The 23,271-nt window shown below is 66.2% G+C and carries 20 protein-coding genes; 13 read left to right on the forward strand and 7 right to left on the reverse strand.

Annotated elements, in window-relative coordinates; genetic code table 11:
• Positions 1-13: 13 nt before the first annotated feature.
• Positions 14-3,550, forward strand: coding sequence for a DNA polymerase III subunit alpha (gene dnaE / locus HF886_RS18160; protein ID WP_169620147.1), 3,537 nt, complete (start codon positions 14-16; stop codon positions 3,548-3,550).
• Between the two features lie 511 nt (positions 3,551-4,061).
• On the opposite strand, the gene HF886_RS18165 is transcribed toward dnaE, so the two are convergent.
• Together HF886_RS18165 and HF886_RS18170 are read right to left on the reverse strand one after the other, a co-directional pair.
• Positions 4,062-5,054, reverse strand: a complete 993-nt coding sequence (locus HF886_RS18165) for a hypothetical protein (RefSeq protein ID WP_169653074.1) — start codon at positions 5,052-5,054, stop codon at positions 4,062-4,064.
• Positions 5,051-6,043 (reverse strand): hypothetical protein, encoded by a 993-nt coding sequence (locus HF886_RS18170; RefSeq protein ID WP_169620015.1) that lies wholly within the window; start codon positions 6,041-6,043, stop codon positions 5,051-5,053. Before HF886_RS18170 ends, HF886_RS18165 begins: the two co-directional genes overlap by 4 nt.
• 399 nt (positions 6,044-6,442) lie before the next feature.
• On the opposite strand from HF886_RS18170, the gene HF886_RS18175 reads away from it, so the two are divergent.
• From HF886_RS18175 to HF886_RS18190, 3 genes are all read left to right on the forward strand, one after another.
• Positions 6,443-6,622 carry a hypothetical protein gene (locus HF886_RS18175; RefSeq protein ID WP_169620145.1) on the forward strand — a complete coding sequence of 60 codons (180 nt, stop codon included), beginning with the start codon at positions 6,443-6,445 and terminating at the stop codon, positions 6,620-6,622.
• Positions 6,623-7,258: 636 nt separating this feature from the next.
• Positions 7,259-7,654 (forward strand): YciI family protein, encoded by a 396-nt coding sequence (locus HF886_RS18185; protein WP_169620143.1) that lies wholly within the window; start codon positions 7,259-7,261, stop codon positions 7,652-7,654.
• Positions 7,651-8,889 carry a DUF6596 domain-containing protein gene (locus HF886_RS18190; RefSeq protein ID WP_169653075.1) on the forward strand — a complete coding sequence of 413 codons (1,239 nt, stop codon included), beginning with the start codon at positions 7,651-7,653 and terminating at the stop codon, positions 8,887-8,889. Before HF886_RS18185 ends, HF886_RS18190 begins: the two co-directional genes overlap by 4 nt.
• 98 nt (positions 8,890-8,987) lie before the next feature.
• On the opposite strand, the gene HF886_RS18195 is transcribed toward HF886_RS18190, so the two are convergent.
• Positions 8,988-9,488 (reverse strand): TetR/AcrR family transcriptional regulator C-terminal domain-containing protein, encoded by a 501-nt coding sequence (locus HF886_RS18195; RefSeq protein ID WP_346765406.1) that lies wholly within the window; start codon positions 9,486-9,488, stop codon positions 8,988-8,990.
• A gap of 284 nt (positions 9,489-9,772) precedes the next feature.
• On the opposite strand from HF886_RS18195, the gene HF886_RS18200 reads away from it, so the two are divergent.
• A complete protein-coding gene (locus tag HF886_RS18200; RefSeq protein ID WP_169653077.1) occupies positions 9,773-10,831 on the forward strand; it encodes an alpha/beta hydrolase in 1,059 nt (352 codons plus the stop codon).
• Between the two features lie 141 nt (positions 10,832-10,972).
• Here the strand turns inward: HF886_RS18200 and HF886_RS18205 are convergent, their stop codons facing one another.
• On the reverse strand, positions 10,973-11,197 hold the full coding sequence (locus HF886_RS18205) for a hypothetical protein (RefSeq protein WP_169620139.1): 225 nt from the start codon (positions 11,195-11,197) through the stop codon (positions 10,973-10,975).
• 115 nt (positions 11,198-11,312) lie between these two features.
• Between HF886_RS18205 and HF886_RS18210 the strand changes: the two genes are divergently transcribed.
• The 3 genes from HF886_RS18210 to ilvA all read left to right on the forward strand — a co-directional run bounded on the left by HF886_RS18210 (position 11,313) and on the right by ilvA (position 14,956).
• On the forward strand, positions 11,313-11,747 hold the full coding sequence (locus HF886_RS18210; RefSeq protein WP_169620138.1) for a nitroreductase family deazaflavin-dependent oxidoreductase: 435 nt from the start codon (positions 11,313-11,315) through the stop codon (positions 11,745-11,747).
• A 4-nt stretch (positions 11,748-11,751) separates the two neighbouring features.
• Positions 11,752-13,518 (forward strand): pyruvate dehydrogenase, encoded by a 1,767-nt coding sequence (locus HF886_RS18215; protein ID WP_169653078.1) that lies wholly within the window; start codon positions 11,752-11,754, stop codon positions 13,516-13,518.
• 127 nt (positions 13,519-13,645) lie between these two features.
• Complete coding sequence (ilvA, locus tag HF886_RS18220; protein WP_296549093.1) at positions 13,646-14,956, forward strand: threonine ammonia-lyase IlvA; 1,311 nt, start codon at positions 13,646-13,648, stop codon at positions 14,954-14,956.
• A 30-nt stretch (positions 14,957-14,986) separates the two neighbouring features.
• On the opposite strand, the gene treZ is transcribed toward ilvA, so the two are convergent.
• Positions 14,987-16,750 carry a malto-oligosyltrehalose trehalohydrolase gene (treZ, locus tag HF886_RS18225; protein WP_169653080.1) on the reverse strand — a complete coding sequence of 588 codons (1,764 nt, stop codon included), beginning with the start codon at positions 16,748-16,750 and terminating at the stop codon, positions 14,987-14,989.
• Positions 16,751-16,853: 103 nt separating this feature from the next.
• Here treZ and HF886_RS18230 point away from each other — a divergent pair, with 103 nt between their 5' ends.
• A complete protein-coding gene (locus tag HF886_RS18230; RefSeq protein ID WP_169653081.1) occupies positions 16,854-17,504 on the forward strand; it encodes a TetR/AcrR family transcriptional regulator in 651 nt (216 codons plus the stop codon).
• A 6-nt stretch (positions 17,505-17,510) separates the two neighbouring features.
• Here HF886_RS18230 and HF886_RS18235 read toward each other — a convergent pair whose 3' ends face one another.
• The gene (locus HF886_RS18235; RefSeq protein WP_169653082.1) at positions 17,511-17,924 is read right to left on the reverse strand and encodes a YchJ family protein; all 414 of its coding nucleotides are present in this window, start codon (positions 17,922-17,924) and stop codon (positions 17,511-17,513) included.
• Positions 17,925-17,980: 56 nt separating this feature from the next.
• On the opposite strand from HF886_RS18235, the gene HF886_RS18240 reads away from it, so the two are divergent.
• Complete coding sequence (locus HF886_RS18240; RefSeq protein ID WP_169620132.1) at positions 17,981-18,466, forward strand: TIGR00725 family protein; 486 nt, start codon at positions 17,981-17,983, stop codon at positions 18,464-18,466.
• A gap of 92 nt (positions 18,467-18,558) precedes the next feature.
• Here HF886_RS18240 and HF886_RS18245 read toward each other — a convergent pair whose 3' ends face one another.
• A complete protein-coding gene (locus tag HF886_RS18245; RefSeq protein WP_169620131.1) occupies positions 18,559-19,830 on the reverse strand; it encodes an amidohydrolase family protein in 1,272 nt (423 codons plus the stop codon).
• 413 nt (positions 19,831-20,243) lie between these two features.
• Here HF886_RS18245 and HF886_RS18250 point away from each other — a divergent pair, with 413 nt between their 5' ends.
• The 3 genes from HF886_RS18250 (at position 20,244) to HF886_RS18260 (ending at position 23,252) form a co-directional block, all read left to right on the forward strand.
• Positions 20,244-20,420, forward strand: a complete 177-nt coding sequence (locus tag HF886_RS18250; RefSeq protein WP_169653051.1) for a hypothetical protein — start codon at positions 20,244-20,246, stop codon at positions 20,418-20,420.
• Entirely contained in the window at positions 20,404-21,210 is an 807-nt protein-coding gene (locus tag HF886_RS18255) for a hypothetical protein (protein ID WP_169653083.1), read from the forward strand. The genes HF886_RS18250 and HF886_RS18255 overlap by 17 nt, the downstream gene beginning before the upstream one ends.
• Before the next feature lie 464 nt (positions 21,211-21,674).
• On the forward strand, positions 21,675-23,252 hold the full coding sequence (locus HF886_RS18260) for an ABC transporter substrate-binding protein (RefSeq protein ID WP_169653084.1): 1,578 nt from the start codon (positions 21,675-21,677) through the stop codon (positions 23,250-23,252).
• The last annotated feature ends 19 nt before the right edge of the window (positions 23,253-23,271 follow it).

Raw genomic sequence — 23,271 nt, forward strand, 5'->3', positions numbered from 1 at the left:
GGGAGAGGCACGCGTGGCTGACTCGTTCGTTCATCTGCACAACCACACCGAGTACTCGATGCTCGACGGCGCCGCCAAGGTCGGCCCGTTGTTCGCCGAGGCGCAGCGGCTGGGGATGACGGCCGTCGGCATGACCGACCACGGAAACATGTACGGCGCCAGCGAGTTCTACAACGTCGCCAAGAAGTACGACATCAAGCCCATCATCGGTATCGAGGCATACGTCGCGCCCGGCTCCCGCTTCGACACCAAGCGTGTCAAGTGGGGCGACCCGAGCCAGAAGTCCGACGACGTCTCCGGCTCGGGTGCCTATACCCACATGACGATGGTCGCGGAGAATGCCGCCGGCCTGCGGAACCTGTTCAAGTTGTCCTCCCTGGCTTCGATCGAGGGCCAGTTGGGCAAGTGGGCGCGCATGGACGAAGAACTCATCGCGTCGCACGCCGAGGGCATCATCGCCACCACCGGCTGTCCGTCGGGCGAGATCCAGACCCGCCTGCGGCTCGGCCACGACCGCGAGGCCCTCGAGGCCGCAGCGAAGTGGCAGGAGATCTGGGGCAAGGACAACTTCTTCCTCGAACTGATGGATCACGGTCTGTCCATCGAACGCCGGGTCCGTGAGGGCCTGCTCGAGATCGGCAACAAGCTCGGTATCCCGCCGCTGGCCACCAACGACTGCCACTACGTGACCAAGGACGCCGCGGAGAACCACGAAGCGCTGCTGTGCATCCAGACCGGCAAGACGCTCTCCGATCCCACCCGGTTCAAGTTCGACGGTGACGGCTACTACCTCAAGTCCGCCGACGAGATGCGCGCCATCTGGGACGCCGAGGTGCCCGGCGCGTGCGACAACTCGGTGCTGATCGGCGAACGCGTGCAGCCGTACGACGACGTGTGGACCCACCGCGACCGCATGCCGATCTTCCCGGTGCCCGAAGGCCACACCCAGGAGAGCTTCCTGCGCCACGAGGTGATGCGCGGACTCGACCGCAGGTTCCCGTCCGGCCCGCCGCAGGAGTACCTCGCACGCGCCGACTACGAGATCGGCGTCATCAACGAGATGGGCTTCCCGGCCTACTTCCTCGTCGTCGGCGACCTGATCAATCACGCTCGGGAGGTCGGTATCCGGGTCGGACCCGGTCGTGGTTCGGCCGCGGGTTCGCTCGTCGCCTACGCGATGGGCATCACCAACATCGATCCCATCCCGCACGGACTGCTCTTCGAGCGATTCCTCAACCCCGAGCGCGTGTCGATGCCCGATATCGATATCGACTTCGACGACCGCCGCCGCGGCGAGATGGTGCGGTACGCCTCGGAGAAGTGGGGCACCGACAAGGTGGCGCAGGTCATCACGTTCGGCACCATCAAGACCAAAGCTGCGATCAAGGACTCCGCCCGAGTGCAGTTCGGGCAGCCCGGTTTCGCCATCGCGGACCAGATCACCAAGGCGCTGCCGCCGCCGATCATGGCGAAGGACATCTCGGTGTCCGGCATCACCGATCCGAGCCACGAGCGGTACAAGGAAGCCGTCGAGGTGCGCGCGCTGATCGACTCGAACCCCGACGTGCGGAAGATCTACGAGACCGCGAAAGGTCTCGAAGGCCTGATCCGTAACGCGGGCGTGCACGCCTGCGCGGTGATCATGTCGTCCGAGCCGCTGATGGACGCGATCCCGCTGTGGAAGCGTGCGCAGGACGGCGCGATCATCACCGGCTGGGACTACCCGTCGTGCGAGGCCATCGGCCTGCTGAAGATGGACTTCCTCGGGCTGCGCAACCTCACCGTGATCGGTGACGCGATCGAGAACATCAAGGTCAACCGCGGGATCGATCTCGATCTCGACACTCTTCCGCTCGAAGACCCGGCGACCTACGAACTCCTCGCGCGCGGCGACACCCTCGGCGTGTTCCAGCTCGACGGCAGCGCCATGCGCGATCTGCTGCGCCGGATGCAGCCCACCGGCTTCGAGGACATCGTCGCCGTCCTGGCGTTGTATCGCCCCGGCCCGATGGGCATGAACGCCCACAACGACTACGCCGACCGTAAGAACGGCCGGCAGCAGGTCACCCCGATTCATCCCGAGCTCGAGGAACCGCTCAAGGAGATCCTCTCCGACACCTACGGTCTGATCGTCTACCAGGAGCAGATCATGCAGATCGCTCAGAAGGTGGCCGGTTATTCGCTCGGGCAGGCCGACATCCTCCGGCGCGCCATGGGTAAGAAGAAGCTCTCGGTGCTCGAGGAAGCGTATGCGGGCTTCCGGGAAGGCATGCTGAAGAACGGCTTCTCCGAGCCGGCGATCAAGGCCCTGTGGGACACGATCCTCCCGTTCGCGGGTTACGCGTTCAACAAGTCGCACGCAGCCGGCTACGGTCTCGTCTCCTTCTGGACGGCGTACCTGAAGGCGAACTACCCCGCCGAGTACATGGCGGGTCTGCTCACCTCGGTCGGCGACGACAAGGACAAGGCCGCGATCTACCTGTCCGACTGCCGCAAGATGGGCATCACCGTGCTGCCCCCCGACGTCAACGAGTCGCACACCAACTTCATGTCGGTGGGTGAGGACATCCGGTTCGGGCTCGGCGCGGTGCGCAACGTGGGCACCAACGTCGTGGCATCGATCATCAAGGCCCGTGAGGAGAAGGGGAGGTTCACCGACTTCTCCGACTACCTCGACAAGATCGACACGGTCGCCTGCTCGAAGAAGGTCACCGAATCTCTCATCAAGGCAGGCGGTTTCGATTCGCTCGGGCATCCCCGTAAGGGATTGATGCTCGTGCACGCCGACGCGATCGACGCGGTGATGAGCACCAAGAAGGCCGAGGCCATCGGCCAGTTCGACCTGTTCGGCGGCGCCGACGCCGACGAGTCGGTCGCGTCGGTGTTCAACGTGAAGATTCCCGACGAGGAGTGGGACAGCAAGCATCGTCTCGCGCTCGAACGCGAGATGCTCGGTCTCTACGTCTCGGGGCATCCCCTCAACGGTGTCGAGCACGTACTCGCCGCCCAATCCGACACGCACATTCCGGCGATCCTCGAGGGCGGGTTCAAGGACGGTACGCAGGTCACCGTCGGCGGCATCCTCGCGTCGGTGAACCGGCGCATCAACAAGAACGGTCTCGCGTGGGCGTCGGCTCAGCTCGAAGACCTCACCGGCGGCATCGAGGTGCTCTTCTTCCCGCAGGCCTACGCCGTCTACGGCATGGACGTCGTCGAGGACTCGGTTGTGCTCGTCAAGGCGCGGGTCTCCGTCCGCGACGACCGCATCTCGTTGATCGCCAACGACCTCGCCGTACCCGACCTGTCCCAGATCGGGGTCGCGAAACCGGTGTCGGTGTCGATGCCGACACGGCTGTGCACTCCCGACAAGGTCGGGGCGCTGAAGAATGTGCTCACGAGGCATCCGGGGACGGCCGATGTGAACGTGCGACTGATCACGGGGAGCAAGGTCACGGTGCTCCGACTCGACGACAGCCTGCGCGTCGAACCCTCGTCCGCGCTGATGGGTGACCTGAAGGCGCTGCTCGGTCCCAGCTGTCTGGCGACCTGACCGGGGACTCGGCACCGGGCTCCGGGGTCGGGGTGTTCCAGCTGTTGTTCCGCGACCGCGGCACACCGCAAAGCCGGAGTCGGGCCCGAGCCGCGCAACCCCTACACCGAGCTGCGCGATGCGCTGGTGGCTCGGGATAGACGAGAAGGCCCTCGCGCTCGAAGGCCCCGGTAGCGGGGTAGTTGTCGACAGTGGGCGATTCGGCAGCCCCCGCCGAATCCGGCACCGCTGCCACAGAAGATCGCCGCGCAGCCGCACTGCGGGGTCTCGTGTGCGCCACCCACCGACCCGGCGAAAGCTCGCCGTACGTGAGACTGCGCGTCAACACCCGATTCCTGATCGGGATCATCGCTGCTCCCAGCGGCGTCGCCGATGCCCTCGACCGCATCGACCTGTACGAACCGACGACACGGTGCCGGCCGCGGTCAACGACAGCATCGTCGAGTGCAGCCATATCAGGCGAGCCCGCCGACCCCGAAAACCGGATAGCGTTGCAGCCCTTCTCGACTGCTTACGCGCCCGGTTCTGGATCGACTCTGCGTGCAGGATCGGGTGCGGATTCGAGACCAGAAGATGAGTGACCGCCCATGCGTGGCTCGCTGGTTCGGGCAGACCGCGGCTGCTGCGCATGCGCTGCCGCAGCGGCAGCCAGTGCGGACAGCAGGGCGTCGCGTCCGCTGCGATCGGGTGCGACCTCGACCCCGGCCTCGTTGCGGCTACCCGGTCGGTTTGGGTTCACATCGGGGTCGGCGACGTGTGTGCGGATGAGAGCGGCGAGACGGCCCGGCGCGATCGTGAGGCCGTCGACCGGGCGGCGTCGGTCGATCATCGACACCAGAGCGAACAGTGCCTTGGCCGCATCGCCACGGGCACCCTTGTGTGGAGTGTCGAGCTTCCACTCGGGGAGCCGATCCCGATACTCGTGGGCGATGACCAACAGGGCGCACAGATCCGTGACGTCCTTCGGTGCGAGGCGGCTGCGCCAGGCAAGCGCTTTGAGCACGACCGCCTGCTCGACGTCGGGGACCGGCACCTCGAACAGCAACGTCTCGGAGGTGGTCAGGCGTGCGCGGACCCGCACGTCGAGCGCGTCGGTGGCGAGCGCGAGATTCAGGCCGGGAATCGCATGGAATCCTCGGCCGTCGTACTCGATCTTCGCCAAGGGTCGTCCGCTGGTGCCGGGGACCAGCAGGTCCACCGACAGTGGGGTCGCCGAGCCGGAGGGCGCTTCGTAGTGATTGCCCGTCACCAGCCGGTATCCGCGTTCGACGAGCGCGTCGTGCAGAGCGCTGTCGGCAGCCGCGACGGTGTCCATGCCGGCGTCCGCGTCGGCGGTCACCCGAGCGACCGAGTCGGTCGTCGGATAGATCCGGTTGAGCAGGTGCACCATGTGCCCGCCGATCACCCGATAGTTGCTGCCGTAGGCCGCCGCCGCGAGATCGGCGAGGGCGCGCAGCCCGCGATCGGCCGCGTTCGATGCGGCAAGGACTTCGACCTCTATCACAGTGCACCCTTCTTGATCGCGGCGAGCAGGTGCTCGGCGGCCTCGTGTGCGTCGGCACCGGAACTGTGGAGCACATCGTGCACGGCGATCAGCGGATCGGCCAGCAGTGCCGGTTCGCCCGCTGCGGCGGCGGTGCGCCACAGTGTCGGATCCGCCGGCACGGTGACCGCCAGCGTATGGGCCTCTGCGGAGGCGGGACCGAACCCGGCCGTGGCCACGTCGACGAACTCCGGGACATAGAGCACGGCCTGGGCCGGTAGACGCCACGGTGCGTACACGTCCGCGGCCGCATCCCCACTGAGGAGGGCGGTGACACCCCGGTCGGTGCAGAACTCCACCGCGGTGGCCGCTTGGGCGAGAACCGGGTCCGCGCCGTACCAGTACGTCGTCGCACCGCCCGGGCCGGGATAGTCGGCAAGATAGTCCTCGAGCAGTGCCTCGCGGGAGTCGGCGACCCAGCCCGCGGGGGTCCGGTGCACGTGAGGGCACTGTTGCAGCGCCAGCGACACCGCCTGCTGGGTGACGTCCAAAGTCGCTGCGAGTTCTCGTTGGGGCATCGGCTGGTCGGTCAACAGGAGCAACCGTTCGATCGCCCAGCGGGTCCACGGTTTGCGGCCGCGGGCCGGGTGCCCGGCGGACGCGGGCCGGGGGGCGGATTCGGGTGCCACCGGGTAGCGGGTGCCACCGAGCACGATCAGATTCTCACCGGGGGCGATCACGTCGACTTCGCCATCCAAGGCGAGAGTGCGCAGGTGCGGGGTGGCGTGTGGTGTGACGATCAGCAGGTGGCGAGCCGGGATCGGAGTTTTGCGAAGGGCGGTGAGCGTGTGTGGGGTGGGGGGACGCCGCCGCACTCGCACGATGGTGGACCGCGTACGGCCGTCGGGAAGCGTCAGGTCCAGCTCGTGCAGGGAGCCCGACGCGATGCGGATGCCGGCTCGGCGCAGCAGTTCTACCGCGTTGGTGAGGAGCTGTGCTGTCTCTTTCATGCTGGTTCACCCCCTCTGCCTGAGGATACAAGCATAGATGGAAATACCTGTCTTAGCTTGTATCGCTCAGCAAATCCCTAGGGACGGAGCGGTGACGCAGGGGTAGTAGGCGCTGGCTCCGACGCTGCGTTTAGACGCCAGATGCATTGCCGGATCAGCGGAGGTTGTTGTGCACGACGCGGTCGATCGGTTCGTTGGTACTCACCCCAGACGTGGCTAGCTCGAGTGACCCTGTCGATGACAGGACTGCGATTCCGTGGATGCCCACCCACAGGGCGGCGGCCACCTCTGCCGGGTCCGGCGTGGTCGTCGACTGTTGAACCAACCGGAGCACCTCTCGTTCCGGTCGCGATCACTGGAACCACGCCCGATCGCAGCGTGCCGTGGTGGCGTCGTCGGATGGTGGTCGAGGCCCTCGAACCGCTGGATCTGTCCGTCTATCGGAGAGCCGGCGTCGACGGCGTACGCGCAGCCACTGACGCCGTGATGGCCGCGATCCGGTCCCGAACAGGACAGGAATACGTCGACACCTACGCCAAGGGTTGGGTGCCACCGGCTGCCAGTCCTGAAGCGGCGTGACCAGCAAGGAGTCGCTATGGGTTGCTCTCGCGGTGGCCTGTCACGCGAGCCGACACCAACGCCATCTCGTCGACGGCACTTGTGTCGAGGTCATCGGTTCCTATCTCCAAATCCCAAGTTGCCCCATCGATGACTTCGCGGGCAATGTTGAGGTGTCCGAGATGACAGCTGGTCTCCCCGAGGAGATGCACAACACCCCTTGAGCGCGGATGTGGTGACGCGCTCGAACCGCCAGCACCTCAGTGCCGTTGAGGCCGGGATCGACTTCGAAGTCGCCAGGTACGGAGTAGTTGGGAGAGTTGCCGAGCATGATCTCGTCCAGAAAGAAGCGCACTCCCTCTCGTACATGGACGCTCATGCCGAGTGGAGACCACCCCGACTGCACGGCGGATTGGCGGAGCTCGCTCTCCGACAGTCCGACGAGCATTGTGGGGAACTCGCTCCACCTGCCTCGACAGCGCGCGAAGCAGCGGACGGTTGCCCGTCATGGGTTCGCCCTGGGGTCTGCTGACAAGTGCACTCATCTGCAGAGACCGTCTGATGCGACTCGATTTTCGGATCGTGTCGAAGATGATCGACCGGCTCCGATGTCACACTAGAAGGGCCGGGAGGCGGCTCTCGACGGAAGGCAGACCGATGAAGTACGTGATCCTTATCCACTCGAATCCCCAGCCCTGGGGCCACCCGACCGGTGACTACCTGGCAGAGCACCAGGCGCTGCCGCAGGCACAGCGCGAGAGGATGAACGCCGACTTCGAGTCCCTGCTCGGTCAGATGCAGGAGAGTGGCGAGTTGCTCGGCGGCGAAGCGCTCGGAGATCCAGCCGCATCGAAGCTGTACCGTTGGCAGGCCGGGGAACCCACCTCCAGCGACGGACCTTACGCGGAGAGCAAGGAGCACCTGGCCGGCTTTTTCATGATCGACGTCGACTCACCGAGTCGCGCCGAGGAGATTGTCGCAAGGTTCGCCGGGCCGGGTGAGACCGTCGAACTGCGGCCCGTCATGTGGCCCGGAGGCGATAGCAGCGAATGACTGCCACGGTCGGCGAGGATGTGTGGCGGCGCGAGACGCCACACATCCTCGCTGCGCTCGTCAGGAGGTATGGCGACTTCGCCGCCTGCGAGGACGCCGTGCAGGAGGCCCTGATCGAGGCATCCCGTCAGTGGCCCGCGAGAGGCGTGCCGGAGAAACCCCGAGGCTGGCTGCTGCGCGTGGCATCGCGACGCCTCATCGATGCCCGACGCCAGGACGCTGCGCGACGAGATCGCGAACGACACGTCTTTACGTCGGACCAGCCCTATCACGCGGTCGAGGCTGAATCGATGGTCGAGAACCAGGATGCTTCCCTGGAAGTCCTGACCCTGTGCTGCCATCCAGCGCTGACGCCGGAGTCACAGGTGACGCTCGCCTTGAGGACGGTGCTCGGGCTCACCACCAAGCAGATCGCCGCCGTACACATTATTCCGTCCTCCACCGCCGGTCAGCGAATCAGTCGAGCCAAGGCGGCCATCGATCTGCACCGCAGACGATTCCCGCCACCCGCATCGCCGAAAGAGCGACTTCCAGCTCTGATGCACGCGCTGTACCTGATGTACACCGCCGGACACAGCCGCGCTGACGGGAAACAACTGCTCGACGCTGCGGTCACGACCGAGGCGATCCGCTTGGCGCGCCTCCTGTACAAGGGGTTCCGCGATGAGCCGGAGACGGCGGGGCTGCTCGCACTGATGCTGCTCAGCGAAGCGCGTCGGCCTGCGCGCATCACGGTACGCGGCGACCTGATACCACTCAGGGATCAAGACCGCTCCCTGTGGGATCGGGAAGTGATAGCCGAGGGGATCGACCTCATCGAACATGCACTGCCCACCGGTCCGGTGGGCGCCTACCAGCTACAGGCCGCGATCTCGGCGGTGCACGCGGAGGCTCCCGGCTGGGAGGACACCGATTGGGAGCAGATCGCAGAGCTGTACGCCATGCTCGCCCATGTCGCCCCGTCGCCGGCCGTCACCTTGAACTACGCGGTGGCCGTCAGCGAAACACAGGGGCCGGTGAGCGCGTTGAGCATGGTGGAACCGCTCCTCGACGATCCGCGTATGAGCGGAAGTCACCGCCTGCACGCAGTACGGGCTCCCCTCCTTGAAGCCTGCGGTCGCCGGGAAGATGCGCTGGAGGCGTTCAGGACCGCGAGCAGGCTGTGCACAAACATTCCCGAACAGCGCTTCCTCAACAGCCAGATCACCCGTGTACAGGCTGACGCGATCGAGTAACAACCCCCTGCGTTCTGCTGCCGGCACGCATTCACCTGCGACGGGCAACTGCTCCGACGCGGCCTGCCTCTATTAGAGGCCACACCACCACGTCGCAGTCACTCCGGCATCAGCATGCCGCCGAGGACTCGGCGCACCACAGGCTCGAACATGTCACCGGGCTGGTCGGCGCCGGGATCCGAAATATGGAGCGCAGCTGCAAGATACGGATGATTGCCAACCGCGGCCGTTTTGTGCAAGTACATCACCTGAGAGGATCGACGCTCCCGACTTGCCGTTCCACCACCGACCTCGGCACGAGCGAACTGCTGGACAAGGGTGTTCAGAACGGCCACCACCTGAAGCTTCACCGCCCCCGTCGCGTCGACCGCCGCCATGGCCCGGAGCGCATACTCGAGAAAGTCGATTCCGCGAGGGCCGACGCGCATCGACTCGACCGGAATATCAAGCAGCCACGGGTATTTCACGTGAACGCCCTTCGCGCGAGCCGCGAGGGCGGTGAGGTCGTCGATCGCCTCGCCGCGCAGCGCCACATCGAGGTCGATCTCCCCGGCAGCGGCATCCACCATGAGGTCGAATACTTCGTCGTGCCCCGCCACGTAGCGGTACAGAGCCGACTGACTCACTCCGAGTTTCTGCGCGATCCGGCGAGTGGAGACGGCCGGCAATCCCCCCTCGTTTGCAAGTTCCATCGCCGCGGTAGCGACATCGTCGCGGCTGTGCGCCGGCGCCGGACCGCGTGTGCCGTACGAGCGTTCCCACACTGTCGTGTGCGGTTGCTTCATTCCGGACTGTGTCACTCGACGCCACTCTCCACTCGTTGCTGCCTGTCTTGACCTATACTAAAACTGCGTTCGGTGAACGCAATAAATGGAGGTTCAGGATGGCACTCGACAATCAATGGGGACCGCGGCGATGGGCACAGAACGGATCGGTACGTCTCGCGTTCGATCAATTCCGGCCGGAACTCGGCGGAGAACCGCTACTGATCGCGACGGGGCTGGGTGTCGATCGGCATGCGGTTCCCGACGGGTTCTGTGAGCAACTGGCCGACCACGGTTTCGCTGTCGTGCGGTACGACCAGCGTGACGGCGGCGAGTCGACACATCTGCCGCCGACGGCCGTACGAAACCCGATCGCCGCGCTGCTGGCCAAACGCGGGGAGACCTACACCGCCGAAGACATGGCGGACGACGCAATTGCGGTGATCGACGAGCTCGACTGGAGCTCGGCGCATGTGCTCGGAGTCTCGCTCGGTGGTGCCCTCGCGCAACGCGTCGCCCTTCGGCATCCCGACCGAGTGCGTTCCCTCACGTCGGTCGCGGCCGTCCCGGGCGATGTCGCCGGGTTGCGCACATTCCGCTACATCCGTTTGCGCACGCTTTCGAAGTTTGCGCGCCTCAGGTTTCCCGATACCCGAGAGGGCGGGATCGAGGCCGGCCTCGCGGTAGCACGACTGGTGACGTCCCCTCGCCGCGAGTTCGACGAAGCCGAAATGCGCGCACGATTGGAAAGTAATCCCGACCCTGGGATGCACGACCAACAGGCACAGAGCCGGCAAGTCGGCGCTCGGTGGAGCGGGCCACCGATCACCGCGATCACGCAGCCCACACTGGTGGTGCACGGCGAGGACGATCCTCTGATCAAACCCGAAGCCGCGCATGCCATCACAGCCAGGATCCCCGGCTCACGCATGCTCATCCTCCCGGAAGCCGGGCACGAGCTGCCTGCGCACGCATGGAAACCACTCGCTGCCGCAATCCGCGAACTTGCAGACACCACTACCTGTGCGAGGTCACGAACTCTTTCGAGCACGGATCGGCTCGGCCGGTCGCATCTGTTCACCCACGATCAGCGGCACGCCATCACGGAGGGGACAGACCATCGATACTCACGCGGTACTCGATGCCCTCGAGTGTTGCCATGGTCCAGCCGTCCTTGACTCGGTATCGGCACAGTGCGTTCCGGCCGCATCAACCAGACCGGAGAGGTAGGCGTCGTCCTCGAGTTGCCGCAGTACCAGGTCACGCTGCCCGCATCAACCAGTCACCGTTCACGCCTCGGGGCCGTCCCGTCCGGGCGGTTACGACCGCCGGTAATACGCCCGGCGGACCCACCACACGAGCGTGGTGGCTGCTGCGGCAGTGAGCACCGCGGTCTGTGCGGTGCCGGTGAGGACGAGCAGCGCCACGAGTACCAGGAACCCGACTGCGAGGGCCTCGAGTTTGTACATCGGCCATGCGGAACCGGCGATGTCGATGTGGCTGTCGCGCGCAGCGTCACGGGTCGGCGACTCGAGTGTCGTCATCGCACCTCCTGCGGGTCGGGAAAGCCTTCTGTCAGGGTAGTCGCATCCGAGAATTCGGGTCAACGAACTTTCGGACGGACGTGTGGCGGATCACGGGAACGTGTTCACTGGGTGCATGCCCCTTACCGGAGAATATGAACCCAGCCCCTCGTCCTGGGCGGCCGATCAGGTCGCGACCTACGAGTCGTCGGGCGGCACCGAGGGCACCACCCTCGGCGGCAGGCCCGTGGTGATCCTGACAACTCGCGGTGCCAAGACCGGCAAGCTGCGCAAGACCCCGTTGATGCGGGTCGAACACGACGGCACGTATGCCGTCGTCGCCTCGCTCGGGGGCGCTCCCAAGAATCCGGTGTGGTACTACAACGTCGTCGCAGATCCGCACGTCGAATTGCGCGACGGCACCGAGGTCTACGACATGATCGCTCGCGAAGTGCACGGTGACGAGAAGGCGCTGTGGTGGGAGCGGGCGGTCGAGGCGTACCCCGACTACGCCGACTATCAGACCAAGACGGAGCGTGCCATCCCCGTTTTCGTCCTCGAGCGGACCTAGCACGATGGCCGGGCGCACCGTCGCGGACCAGCTTGTGGCTCAGCTCGTCGATGCCGGCGTCCGCCGGATCTACGGCATTGTGGGCGACAGCCTCAATCCGGTCGTCGATGCGGTGCGCCGCACCGGCGGCGCCGCCCGGGGTGGCATCGACTGGATCCACGTGCGCCACGAGGAGGCGGCCGCGTTCGCGGCGTCGGCCGACGCGCAGATCACCGGTGAACTGGCTGTGTGCGCAGGTTCCTGCGGTCCGGGAAACCTCCACCTGATCAACGGGCTGTACGACGCCCACCGGTCGGGCGCCCCTGTCCTGGCGATCGCGTCCCACATCCCGTCGACGCAGATCGGAACGGCCTATTTCCAGGAGACCCACCCTGACCGGTTGTTCGTCGAATGCTCGGCCTACACCGAATTGATCGGCGCGGCCGCGCAAGCGCCGCGCGTCGTGCACAGCGCGATGGCGCATGCCCTGGCAGCCCCGGGTGTGGCGGTGGCGATCCTGCCCGGCGACATCGCCGCGCTGCCTGCGGCTGGTACGGCACCGCGCCTCGTCCGCACGGGCGCACCCACGCTCGTTCCCGATCCCGCCGACGTCCATGCGCTCGCCGAGGCCGTCAACGCAGCGGACAAGATCGCGATCTTTGCCGGCGAAGGGGTGCGGGGAGCGCGCGAGGAGTTGCTCGCGCTCGCCGATACGGTCGCGGCGCCGATCGGGCACAGCCTGCGCGGCAAGGAATGGATTCAGTACGAGAACCCGTTCGACGTGGGAATGACCGGCCTGCTCGGATACGGCGCCGCACACGACGGTTTGCACGGTGCGGATCTGCTGCTGCTCATCGGCACCGATTTCCCGTACGACCAGTTCCTTCCCGATGTCCGGACCGCCCAGATCGACGTCGATGCCGCGAGGCTGGGCCGCCGCACCGAGCTTTCGCTCGCGGTGCACGGGGACGCGGCCGCAACCTTGCGTGCCCTGCAACCCCTGCTCCAGCGCAAGACCGACCGGGGATTTCTGGAACACACCCTCCAGCGGCATCGCGACCTGATGGAGAAGGTCGTCGGGGCGTACACGACACCGGTGGGCCAGCGAAAGCCCATCCATCCCGAGTATGCGGCCTCGATCCTCGACGACGTCGCAGCGGACGACGCGGTGTTCACAGCGGACACCGGGATGTGCAACGTGTGGTCCGCCCGGTACCTGAACCCGAACGGCCGACGGCGATTTCTGGCGTCGGCCCTGCACGGTTCGATGGCCAACGCATTGCCGCACGCGATCGGCGCACAGATCGCCGCACCCGGACGGCAGGTCGTGTCCGTGAGCGGCGACGGCGGACTGGCGATGCTGCTCGGGGAACTGATCACGGTGGCGATGCACCGGCTTCCCATCAAGATCGTCTTGTTCGACAATTCGACCCTCGGGATGGTCAAACTCGAAATGCTGGTCGACGGTCTCGCGGACTTCGGGGTCGACGTCCCGGCGGTGGACTATGCGAAGGTGGCCGACGCGCTGGGGTTCTTCACCCGCCGCGTGGAAGATCCGGGCGACGTGGAGCACGCGCTGCGGGATGCGTTCGCCCAGCCGGGACCGGCGCTGATCGATGTGGTCACCGACCCACGAGCGTTGTCGCTCCCGCCGACGATCACCGGAGAACAGGTCAAGGGCTTCGCCCTGGCCATGTCGAAAGTCGTCATGAACGGGGGAGTGGGCGAAGCCGTGCAGATGGCGAAGTCGAACCTTCGCAACGTGCCGAGGCCGTCGCAGTTCGGCTCCTGACCGGGGCGTCCCGTGGCGTCCGAGAGGCGCGGGTGGGGGTCCCGCGTTGTCGCGCAACCACAGGTAGTGGCAGCATTGACCGGTGACCTCCACCGCGCGAACAGCAGAACCGACACACGAGACGACCGTGCCCAGCGCGGCTGACATCGATGCGGCTGCCGAGCGAATTTCCGCGGTCGTCGCCCCGACCCCCCTCGAACCGAACCCCCGGCTGTCCGCGCTGACCGGCGCCCACGTCTACCTCAAACGCGAGGACCTCACGCGGGTGCGGTCGTTCAAGTTGCGCGGCGCCTACAACGCAATGGCTCAACTCGACGCCAGCGAGCGTGCGGCCGGGGTGGTCACCGCGAGCGCCGGCAACCATGCGCAGGGTGTGGCATACGCCTGCCGCGCGATGGGAATCACCGGCCGTATCTACGTTCCGACGCGCACCCCGAAGCAGAAGCGCGACCGTATCCGCGCGCACGGTGGTGATTTCGTCGAGCTCATCGGTGTCGGCGACACCTTCGACGCGGCGGCCGCCGCGGCCGCCGCAGACGTCGCGCGGACCGGCGCCACGATGATCCCGCCGTTCGACGACGCGCGTACCGCCGCCGGCCAGGGCACCATCGCCCGGGAGATCCTGGAACAGTTGCACGGAGACCTCGACGTGCTGATCGTGCCGGTCGGCGGAGGCGGACTCATCGCCGGACTCGCGGCGTACCTGCGCGAACGATCGCCGCACACATCCATCGTCGGTGTCGAGCCTGCCGGTGCGGCGTCGATGACCGCTGCGCTGGTCGCGGGTGGTCCGGTGACGTTGCCGGAGGTCGAACCGTTCGTGGACGGCGCCGCGGTCAAACGGATCGGTGATCTTCCGTACGCCGTGGTCTCCCGTCTCGGCGCGGAGGTCGTCACCCACTCGAACCTTCCGCTCGTGGCCGCGCTGCGCCGGGAGGGTCTCGGCAGCGGGCCGTTCGGGTTGGCACAGGTCGACGAGGGAGCAATCTGCACCGCCATGCTCGAGCTGTACCAGAACGAAGGCGTCATCGCGGAGCCTGCCGGCGCGCTGGCAGTGACCGCGCTCGAGTCACTCGCGGTGCAGCCGGGAGCCAATGTCGTGTGCCTGGTGTCCGGTGGCAACAACGACGTCTCGCGCTACGGCGAGATCATCGAGAGGTCGCTCGTGCACCGTGGTCTCAAGCACTACTTCCTGGTGGATTTCCCGCAGGAGCCCGGATCGTTGCGCAGGTTCCTCGACGAGGTGCTCGGCCCCGACGACGACATCACCCTTTTCGAGTACGTCAAGCGCAACAACCGCGAGACGGGTGCGGCGCTGGTCGGCATCGAACTCGGTGCGGCAGAGAATCTTTCGTCGCTGCTTCATCGGATGGACGCGTCGCCTGTCGAGGCGCAGCGGCTCGAGCCCGGGTCGCCGGCCTACCGTTATCTGACGTAGGCCGGCGTCCCCGCCGACGGAGATTTCTCGTCAGACGAGCGGTTCCGATCGGGTCGCGCCGGTACGGGATTCGAGAATCACGAAGGAATGTCCCGGCACGAGCACTGCGGATTCGGTGCGATTGACGGTCGGTTCGTCCCACCACAGGATGGGGCGCCCTCCGACCGGTACCGTCACCGGATCCGGTCCCAGATTGCACACCACTCGTAATGCCCCACGGTACAAGGTGATCCAGCGTTCCTCTTCGTCGTAGGTGACGTGGAGATGCTCGAGCCACGGATCGCTGACTTCGGCCCGCGCGCGGCGCAGCGCGATCAGCTCCCGGTAACAGTCCAGCAGTCGTGCGTGCTCGGGTGCGGTGCGCTCGTCCCAGTTCAGTTTCGAGACCTCGAAGGTGGCCGGATCCTGCGGATTGGGAACGTCCTCGGTGTTCCACCCGTGTTCACCGAACTCCCGGCGCCGGCCCTCCACGACCGCCGCGGCGAGTTCCGGTTCGGGATGCGAGGTGAAGTAGCGGAACGGTGTACCGGCACCCCATTCTTCGCCCATGAACAGCATCGGCGTATACGGCGAGGTGAGGACGAGAGCAGCCCGAACGGCAAGCTGCCCGGCGTCGAGATAGGCACCGGGCCGGTCGCCGAGCGCCCGGTTGCCGATCTGGTCGTGGGTGCACGTGTAGGCGACCAGTGAACTCGCGGGCGTGCGGCGGATATCGAGGGGACGACCGTGTATCCGCCCGCGGAACGTCGAATACGTTCCGGCATGGAAGAACCCGTGTCCCAGTGTCTGCGCCAGGCATTCGAGAGACCCGAAATCGCCGTAGTAGCCCTGACGTTCCCCCGACACGGCGGTGTGGATCGCATGGTGGATGTCGTCGGCCCACTGTGCCTGCAACCCGTACCCGCCACCGGAGCGCGGGGTGATCATGCGGGGATCGTTGAGGTCGCTCTCCGCGATGAGGCTCAGGGGGCGTCCGAGATGCGTGGAGAGACGGAATGTTTCGACTGCCAGTTCCTCGAGAAGGTGGGTCGCGGTGTGGTCGAGGAGGGCGTGAACCGCGTCGAGCCGGAGCGCGTCGATGTGGAAGTCCCGGAACCAGCGGAGCGCGTTGTCGAGGATGTACCGGCGGACCTCGCCGGAGTCCGTGCCGTCCAGATTGATGCTGTCGCCCCAGATGCCCGGGGCGGGCGCCACATACGGGCCGAACCTGCCGAGATAGTTACCCGACGGGCCGAGATGGTTGTAGACCACGTCCAGCGCCACCGCGATACCTCGCGCGTGCGCAGCGTCGACGAAACGTTGCAGTGCGGCCGGGCCGCCGTAGGGCTCGTGCACCGCGTACCACAACACACCGTCGTAGCCCCATCCGTGGGGGCCGTTGAAGGCGTTGAGCGGCATGAGTTCGACGAAGCCGACACCGAGATCGGCGAGTTCGTCGAGCCGGCCGATCGCCGCGTCGAGCGTGCCCTCCTCGGTGAACGTGCCGATGTGAAGTTCGTAGAGGACGCTGCCCGGGAGTTGCCGGCCGGTCCACAACCGGTCGGACCACCCGCCGGGGTCGACGGCATGGAGTTGTGACAGTCCGTGCACCCCGTCGGGTTGCCTCGGAGAGCGGGGGTCCGGGAGCACCGTGTCGGTGTCGCCGTCGAGGACGAAGCCGTATCGGGCGTCGGGGGGGACGTCGACTTCGGCACGCCACCACCCTCGCCTGTCACGCTCCATGGGATGAAGAGCCTCGTGGGCGTACAACTGCACTGATGATGGGATCGGGGCCCAGACCTCGAAGGTATGCACCACACCAGCATGCCGTGTGTTCGCCTGCGGTGCAGCGTGTCACCTACGCCGGGACCGATTTCGGCGCGTCGGCGCTGCACGCGGTGCTGCTAGGGTGATCGTGATGTCCGAGCCCGTCCGAAGAACCTACAGCTCGCCGCTCAGAGAAGAAGCGGCGCGCCGGACCAGGGCCGCGATCCGTGGGGCAGCGGCGCGCCTCTTCGTTCGCGACGGATACGTGAGCACTACGGTGCGGCACATCGCCGAAGAGGCAGGTGTCGCGGTGCGGACCGTCTTCACCGCCTACCCCGGTGGAAAGGCAGATCTGTTTCGCGAAGCCCTCGACGAAGCCGTCGCAGGCCCCGGTGACACGTCGGCAACTCAGGGGCGTCCCACCGTGCGGCGACCCGGTGACCGCCCGATGACCGAGGCCGACCTGATCGTCGAGCGGGTCGTCGACTACGGCGCCGAGATGCTCGAACGTGCCGGCGGGCTCCTCATGACTTCCGTCGAGTCGTCGGGCGCCGACCCCGATATGCGCCGGTTCGCGGAAGAAGACGCACGTGCGACCGCCGACAACGCGCGCACCATCGCGGAAGGCCTGTACGAGGGCGGCTGGCTGCGTCCCGACATCACCGCCGAGCACGCCGCCGACGTGCTGTACACACTCATCTCGCCGCAGGTGCACTCGCTGTTACGCCGTGACTGTGGGTGGGACATCGCGCATTACCGCTCGTGGCTCGCGTCGACGCTCCGCGCGACACTTCTCCGCTGACCGGATCTACCGGCCACCGTCGGCGTCGAGGTAGAGCCAGTCGCCGTTCTCCCGCACGAACCGGCTGTGCTCGTGCATCGAGTCGGACACTCCTACGTGCGTCCAGTGGGCGCGGAACTCGACGGTGCCTTCCGCGTGGAGGAAACCCCCGCCGGTAGTGTGCAGGATTTCCAGACCGGTCCAGTGTTGTTCGGGATCCAGGTCGAGGCGTGCGGGCCGGGTGGACGGGTGCCAGGTGCGACGGAGATAGTCGACATCGCCGAGGACGAACGCGGTGTACCGCGACCGCATCAGTTGTTCGGCGGTCGGTGCGCTGCGCCCGGCGAGAAATACTCCGCAGCATTCGCCCAGGGGGATACCGCGCCCGCACGGGCACGCGGTGTCGGCGGAATGCACAGAATTCTGACGGCGTCGGACCATCGCGCCATTGTCCCACTGCCGCAGATCCCTCACCGAGGGGCGTGTGGTGGTGCAGAATGCCGACCATGCACGCTCAGCGATACGTCGGGGTGGTCGGACCGGGTGAGGCCACGCCCGAGCAGCGACGGATCGCCCGCACGCTGGGCGGTCTGCTCGCGGGGCGCCGCGCGATCGTGGTGACCGGGGGATTGGGCGGGGTCATGGCCGCGGCGTCCCGGGGAGCGATCGAGGCGGGCGGCACCACCGTCGGATTCCTCCCCGGTGACGATCGTGCCGACGGCAATCCGTATCTGACGGTGGCGATCCCCACCGGACTGGGCGAGATGCGTAACGCGCTTCTCGTCCGCAGTTGTGACGCTCTCGTGGTCGTCGGCGGCAGTTGGGGGACGATGAGTGAAATCGCGCTCGCGGTGCGAACGGGTGTGCCTGTCTTCTCCGTCGGCGGATGGAAGATGCCCGCTGGTGGCGTGCTCGACGTCGAATCTCCGGCCGAGGCGGTGGAGTGCGTGCACGCGCTGCTGTGGCGCCAAGAACCCCGGTAAGGCGCGCAACACCGGCCATCCGATGGGATGGCCGGTGCTGCAACGGATGCCGAGAGGAGACGGCGCCGTGTTTCCTGGTCCGGTACGGACGTCTACGAGTTCGCGAGTTCGTAACGCCGGCGGTACTCGCTCTTGGACGTCTCGCTGATGTCGACGTCCGTGGCCCGGGCGCGCAGAGCACCGACCGTCGCCTGCTCACGAGGGATGTGGGCGAACGGGTCCCAATCGAAGAACCGCGCGGCGTTACCGAAGGTGATCTTGTCGATCTCCTCGTCGGTGCACTCGGAGGCGACCAGTTCCTCCATGAGCATCTCGGGGGAGTTCGGCCACGTCGAATCCGAGTGCGGGTAGTCGCACTCCCACGCGATGGTGTCGATGCCCAAGTGGTTGCGGTTGTTCAGGCCGCTCGGCTCGGTGATGTAGCACGCCAGGAAGTTCTTGCGCCACACGTCCGTCGGGGTCATACCCGTGGGCAGGAAGCTCACTCCCGTCCACGACTGGTTGACGATGTGCCGCTCGAGACGGTCGAGCCACGGAGCCACCCAGCCCACGCCGCCCTCGCTCATGGCGAATTTGAGGTCCGGGAACTTCCGGAAGACCCCGCTGAGCATGACGTCGTTCGCGGCGATCGTGGAGATGAGCGGCGTCAGCACCATCATGTCGTCGATGTTGAAGCCTTCGGGCCGCTTGACCAGGCTGAAGCCGCCACCGATGTGCAGGCTGAGCACGATGTTGTGGTCGACGCAGGCCTTGAAGATCGGGTCCCAGTAGCCGGACTTGAAGTCCGGGTAACCTTCGCCGACACCGTAGGGAGTTTCGGGGATGCTGATCGAGCGGCAGCCCATGGCGGCGAGTCGCGCGATCTCCTTGACGGATTCGTCGACGTCGAAGAACGGGATGATCCCGAGCGGAATGAATCGTCCCGGGTGGGCGTTGGGGACCTCGCCGACCACCCAGTCGTTGAACGCCTTACAGGCGGCGAGGGACAGCTTCTTGTCGGGAAGGCTTGCCAGGTGGGTGCCGGCGAAGCCGGGGAAGGTGGCGAACAGCGTTGCGGCGAGGGTGCCGTTGGCATCCATGTCACGCACGCGCATGTCCATGTCGTAGACGCCGGGACGCATTTCGGCGTATCCGGTGGGGTCCATGCCCCATTCGCTCTTGGGCCAGGAGACGACGGCGTTGAGGCCGGAGCTTCCCACGACCTTGTCCTGGAACAGCCAGGCCTGCACGTTGGGATTGCGCGGATGGGCGGTCAGGCGCGGTGCCTGGTCCATCAGGCTCTTGGGGAAATACTTTTCGAAGATGTCAGCTGGCTCCACGACGTGGTCGTCGATGCTGATCATCACCATGTCATCAATGTTCATTTGGGTCCGTTCCTCTCCTGTCCTGCGCGGTGAGCGCTCGCAGCGATCCCGGTCACACAAGAGAATATCGCTTCCATGCACGAGAATCAGGTTCAACACTACTGAAAATGGTGCTTCTTGGGAATCCTCGGCCGCCGGAGGTCGGGTTGGCCGTCGTTCCGGTAGGGGAGGTGGGGCCGAGGGAATGTCCGGCGCCCGCTCACCGCGCTGTCCCGTGCCGATAGGTTCCCCTTCGATGAATTCGCTGAAATGCCAGTTCAGCGACAGTTTTTCGGGGCCGAAGACGCTAGGATCGGCCTCATGGTCCGGCACCGTCGACGAGGGATGTTCCGCGGTGCGGCAAGGAGGTCGTGTGGCAGACGAGGACACCCAGCGAGAGGCAGCCGGTTCCGGGGGTCAGGGAGGACGTAGTGGTGGCGCAGAGCGGAGAGTTCCCCCTGCCGGTCGAGGACAGCGATCCGGCGACGGAGGCCGAGCGGTGGGCCGACCGGACAGCGGAGCAGAAGTGGGAAACGGCTCGGACGGCGCGGGACCCGGATCGGTGGCGGACGCAGAACGTCCGGCCGAACCCGCTTGCGGTGCGTTGCTGAGAACGCCTCGGCGACCGAGCAGGTCTGTGGTCTCGACGGTGACGACCGGCCTGACGCCGCGGATCTCGTCTCCCTCGGCGAGCGCCTGACCGGCCTCCGCGTGCAGTGGCGTGAGCTGCACGACCTGGAAGCTCGACTCCGCAGCGAATTACACGCCTCGGGCATCGAGCCGGAGGTTGTGCCGAAGCGGGCGGTGCGTGACATCGCAACGGCCCGACCTTCCTGGAGGGAGCGCCCGGTCACCGCCCGTCAAGTGCAGATCCTCGAACGGCTCGAAGCCGAGACGGATGCGACGTTTCCGGCTGGGTCGACCAGCACCCGTGGCCAGGCCTACGACCTGATCGCCTCGTTGCTGGCCGGCAACATCCCGCAGGCGCAGATCAGGGACCGGCTCGCAGGACCCCTGTTCATGTTCGGCCCCGACGTCGCCGAAGAACGCCCCGATCTGGTCGATGCGACCTCGGACATTCCGCGTGCGCGTCTGGCTGCCGAGCTGCGCGGGAACATCATCCCGAATCTGCCTGCACTCGAGGCGCCGGATACCTCCGCATTGTTCACCGATGCCGGTGGATACTGTGCGTTGCGCTTGATCGACCATGTGGAGTCCGAGCTCCGCTACTTCCCGGTCCTCGGATGGGACTACACGCTCGACGGCGGTGCCTCGTTCACGCAATGCGGCCACAATGCTCGCGTAGCGACCGGCGCGATACTCGAGGCACGCGACAAGCCGGTCCCGGACTGGATCGAGCGCGTCTACCGCCCCTACGCCCAGGCTGATCCCACCTCATGACCGGGGTTACCGATTAGGTCCGGAACGACGAATCGCAACGCGATCGCGGAAGTGGTTGAAGAAGAGGGGCTTTCACCGATCGCAGGCACGGGCACGGCAGTGCTTGCGCGAACCGGATTGCACTGCGCCGCAGTAGGATTCCTCCGGTAGATTCACTATCCCTTCGTGAAGAATGACGTTCTGCAATGAGAGAACATTAGTATTACGCCCACGTATCCGCAAGGATTTCCGGGGAATTACTTTCCGAGTCGCCGAATTGCTTGGTGCCGTTGACAAATGGCCGATGCTCCGTGACAGTGGGCGTGCACCGGGCGGCTTTGCTCCTCGAATCCGGTGAGATGTCATCTGTTCTGTCGGGCGCGCAGCGCTCGAATCGAGTTCTGTCGATCCGTTGCACTGCGCATGGGTGGATGTGTGCGCGTGTGGTTCGGCTCGCCCCTTGTTCCGCACGTCGAGAGGTCCCCATGTTCCGACCCCACCGCTTCCTACCCGCGATCGCGGCGGCCTGCGCCGCTGCCCTTCTGCTGACCTCCTGTGGCGGCGCCGAATCCGGCAACGTCGCCTCCGCGGCAGGCGCCGATGCCGGCGACCCCGTGGCGGGCGGCACCCTCCGCACCATCCAGATGGGCGAGCCGCGCAGCCTGGATCCGGCCGCACTCTCCAATACCTGGGCGCACCAGCCTGTGCTCGGCAACGCGCTCTACGGAACGCTGATGATCAACAATCTCGACACCCTCGACATCGAGTACAAGATGGCGACCGACTTCGCCACCACGGACGGGGGAGCGACCTTCGACCTCGTCCTGCGCCCCGGGCTGACGTTCACGGACGGCACACCGCTCGACGCGGCTGCGGTCAAGTTCAACTGGGACCGGCTGCGCGACCCCGCGCTCGGATCGACCGCGATCCGGCAGGCCGCACAGGTGGCGTCTTCGGAGGTCGTCGATCCGACCACACTGAGGATTGCTTTGGCGGCACCCAATCCGCATTTTCCGCAGGGCATGCTCACTACCTCGATGAACTGGATCGCCTCGCCGGCCGCATTGCAGAAGGGCGCGGCGGAGTTCGACCGTGAGCCTGTGGGCGCCGGGCCGTTCTCCTTGGAGAACTGGGTGCGGGGTGACTCGATCGATCTGGTGAAGAACCCGGACTTCTGGGACGCACCCAAGCCGTACCTCGACAAGCTCACCGTCCGCACCGTGGCCGACAACTCCCAGCGGTTCAACATGATCTCCACCGGCGGCGCCGATCTGTCTCTCGAAGCGAGCTGGGGAACTCTGGCCAAGGCGGACGCAGCGGGTATCCCCGCCGAGGTCGTACCCGCAGGTGGCGGTCAGATCATGATCATGAACTCGGCGCGCGCGCCCTTCGACGATGTGCGGGCCCGCCGGGCGGTATCCCTGGCGGCAGACCTCGACGCCCTCAACAGCGTCGTCTTCAACGGCGAGGGTGAGATCCCCGAGACCCTGTTCCCCGAGGGCTCCCCGTACTTCGCCGACATCCCGCTCGCGACGAGCGACAAGGAGACCGCGCAGCAACTGTTCGACGAACTGGCAGCAGAAGGCAAGCCGGTTTCGTTCACCTTCATGTCCTACCCCACGCAGGAAACGAAGGCGGCCGCCGAGTCGCTGCAGGCGCAACTCGGTGCGTTCGACAACGTCGAGGTCAAGGTCGAGGTGGTGGACTACGCCGCGGCGACGGCCCGCGCCGGCTCGCGCGACTTCGACATGGTGATCTCCTCTGCGATCACTCAGGATCCGGACTACGCGCTGTGGACCGCATTCCACGGTGACTCTCCCGGAAACTTCTCGGGTCTCGACGACCCGGAACTCAACGACGCCTTGGATGCCGGCCGCGTCGCCGAAGGGGCGGACGAGCGCAAGGCAGCGTACGAGACAGCACAGAAGCGGCTCGTCGACCTGGTGCCCGGTATCTGGTACACCAAGGCCGCGCCCGCGGTGGTCTACAGCGAGAACGTCCACGGCGTCCGGATGTTCACCCTCGGCTCACCGATGCCCGAAGAAATGTGGATGACGAACTGATCCGGTTCGTCACGGGAAA

Source organism: Rhodococcus sp. 105337 (genome assembly GCF_012844225.1).
Taxonomy (GTDB): Bacteria; Actinomycetota; Actinomycetes; order Mycobacteriales; family Mycobacteriaceae; genus Rhodococcus.

What these genes read in the sequence shown, in the direction of transcription:
- HF886_RS18185 (WP_169620143.1), top strand. Translation starts at nt 7,259, where the DNA reads ATGAAGTACGTGATCCTTATCCACTCGAATCCCCAGCCCTGGGGCCAC.
- HF886_RS18230 (WP_169653081.1), top strand. Translation starts at nt 16,854, where the DNA reads ATGTCCGAGCCCGTCCGAAGAACCTACAGCTCGCCGCTCAGAGAAGAA.
- HF886_RS18210 (WP_169620138.1), top strand. Translation starts at nt 11,313, where the DNA reads ATGCCCCTTACCGGAGAATATGAACCCAGCCCCTCGTCCTGGGCGGCC.
- HF886_RS18170 (WP_169620015.1), bottom strand. Translation starts at nt 6,043, where the DNA reads ATGAAAGAGACAGCACAGCTCCTCACCAACGCGGTAGAACTGCTGCGC.
- HF886_RS18175 (WP_169620145.1), top strand. Translation starts at nt 6,443, where the DNA reads ATGGTGGTCGAGGCCCTCGAACCGCTGGATCTGTCCGTCTATCGGAGA.
- HF886_RS18205 (WP_169620139.1), bottom strand. Translation starts at nt 11,197, where the DNA reads ATGACGACACTCGAGTCGCCGACCCGTGACGCTGCGCGCGACAGCCAC.
- HF886_RS18200 (WP_169653077.1), top strand. Translation starts at nt 9,773, where the DNA reads ATGGCACTCGACAATCAATGGGGACCGCGGCGATGGGCACAGAACGGA.
- HF886_RS18240 (WP_169620132.1), top strand. Translation starts at nt 17,981, where the DNA reads ATGCCGACCATGCACGCTCAGCGATACGTCGGGGTGGTCGGACCGGGT.
- HF886_RS18215 (WP_169653078.1), top strand. Translation starts at nt 11,752, where the DNA reads ATGGCCGGGCGCACCGTCGCGGACCAGCTTGTGGCTCAGCTCGTCGAT.
- HF886_RS18235 (WP_169653082.1), bottom strand. Translation starts at nt 17,924, where the DNA reads ATGGTCCGACGCCGTCAGAATTCTGTGCATTCCGCCGACACCGCGTGC.
- HF886_RS18245 (WP_169620131.1), bottom strand. Translation starts at nt 19,830, where the DNA reads ATGAACATTGATGACATGGTGATGATCAGCATCGACGACCACGTCGTG.
- HF886_RS18190 (WP_169653075.1), top strand. Translation starts at nt 7,651, where the DNA reads ATGACTGCCACGGTCGGCGAGGATGTGTGGCGGCGCGAGACGCCACAC.
- HF886_RS18260 (WP_169653084.1), top strand. Translation starts at nt 21,675, where the DNA reads ATGTTCCGACCCCACCGCTTCCTACCCGCGATCGCGGCGGCCTGCGCC.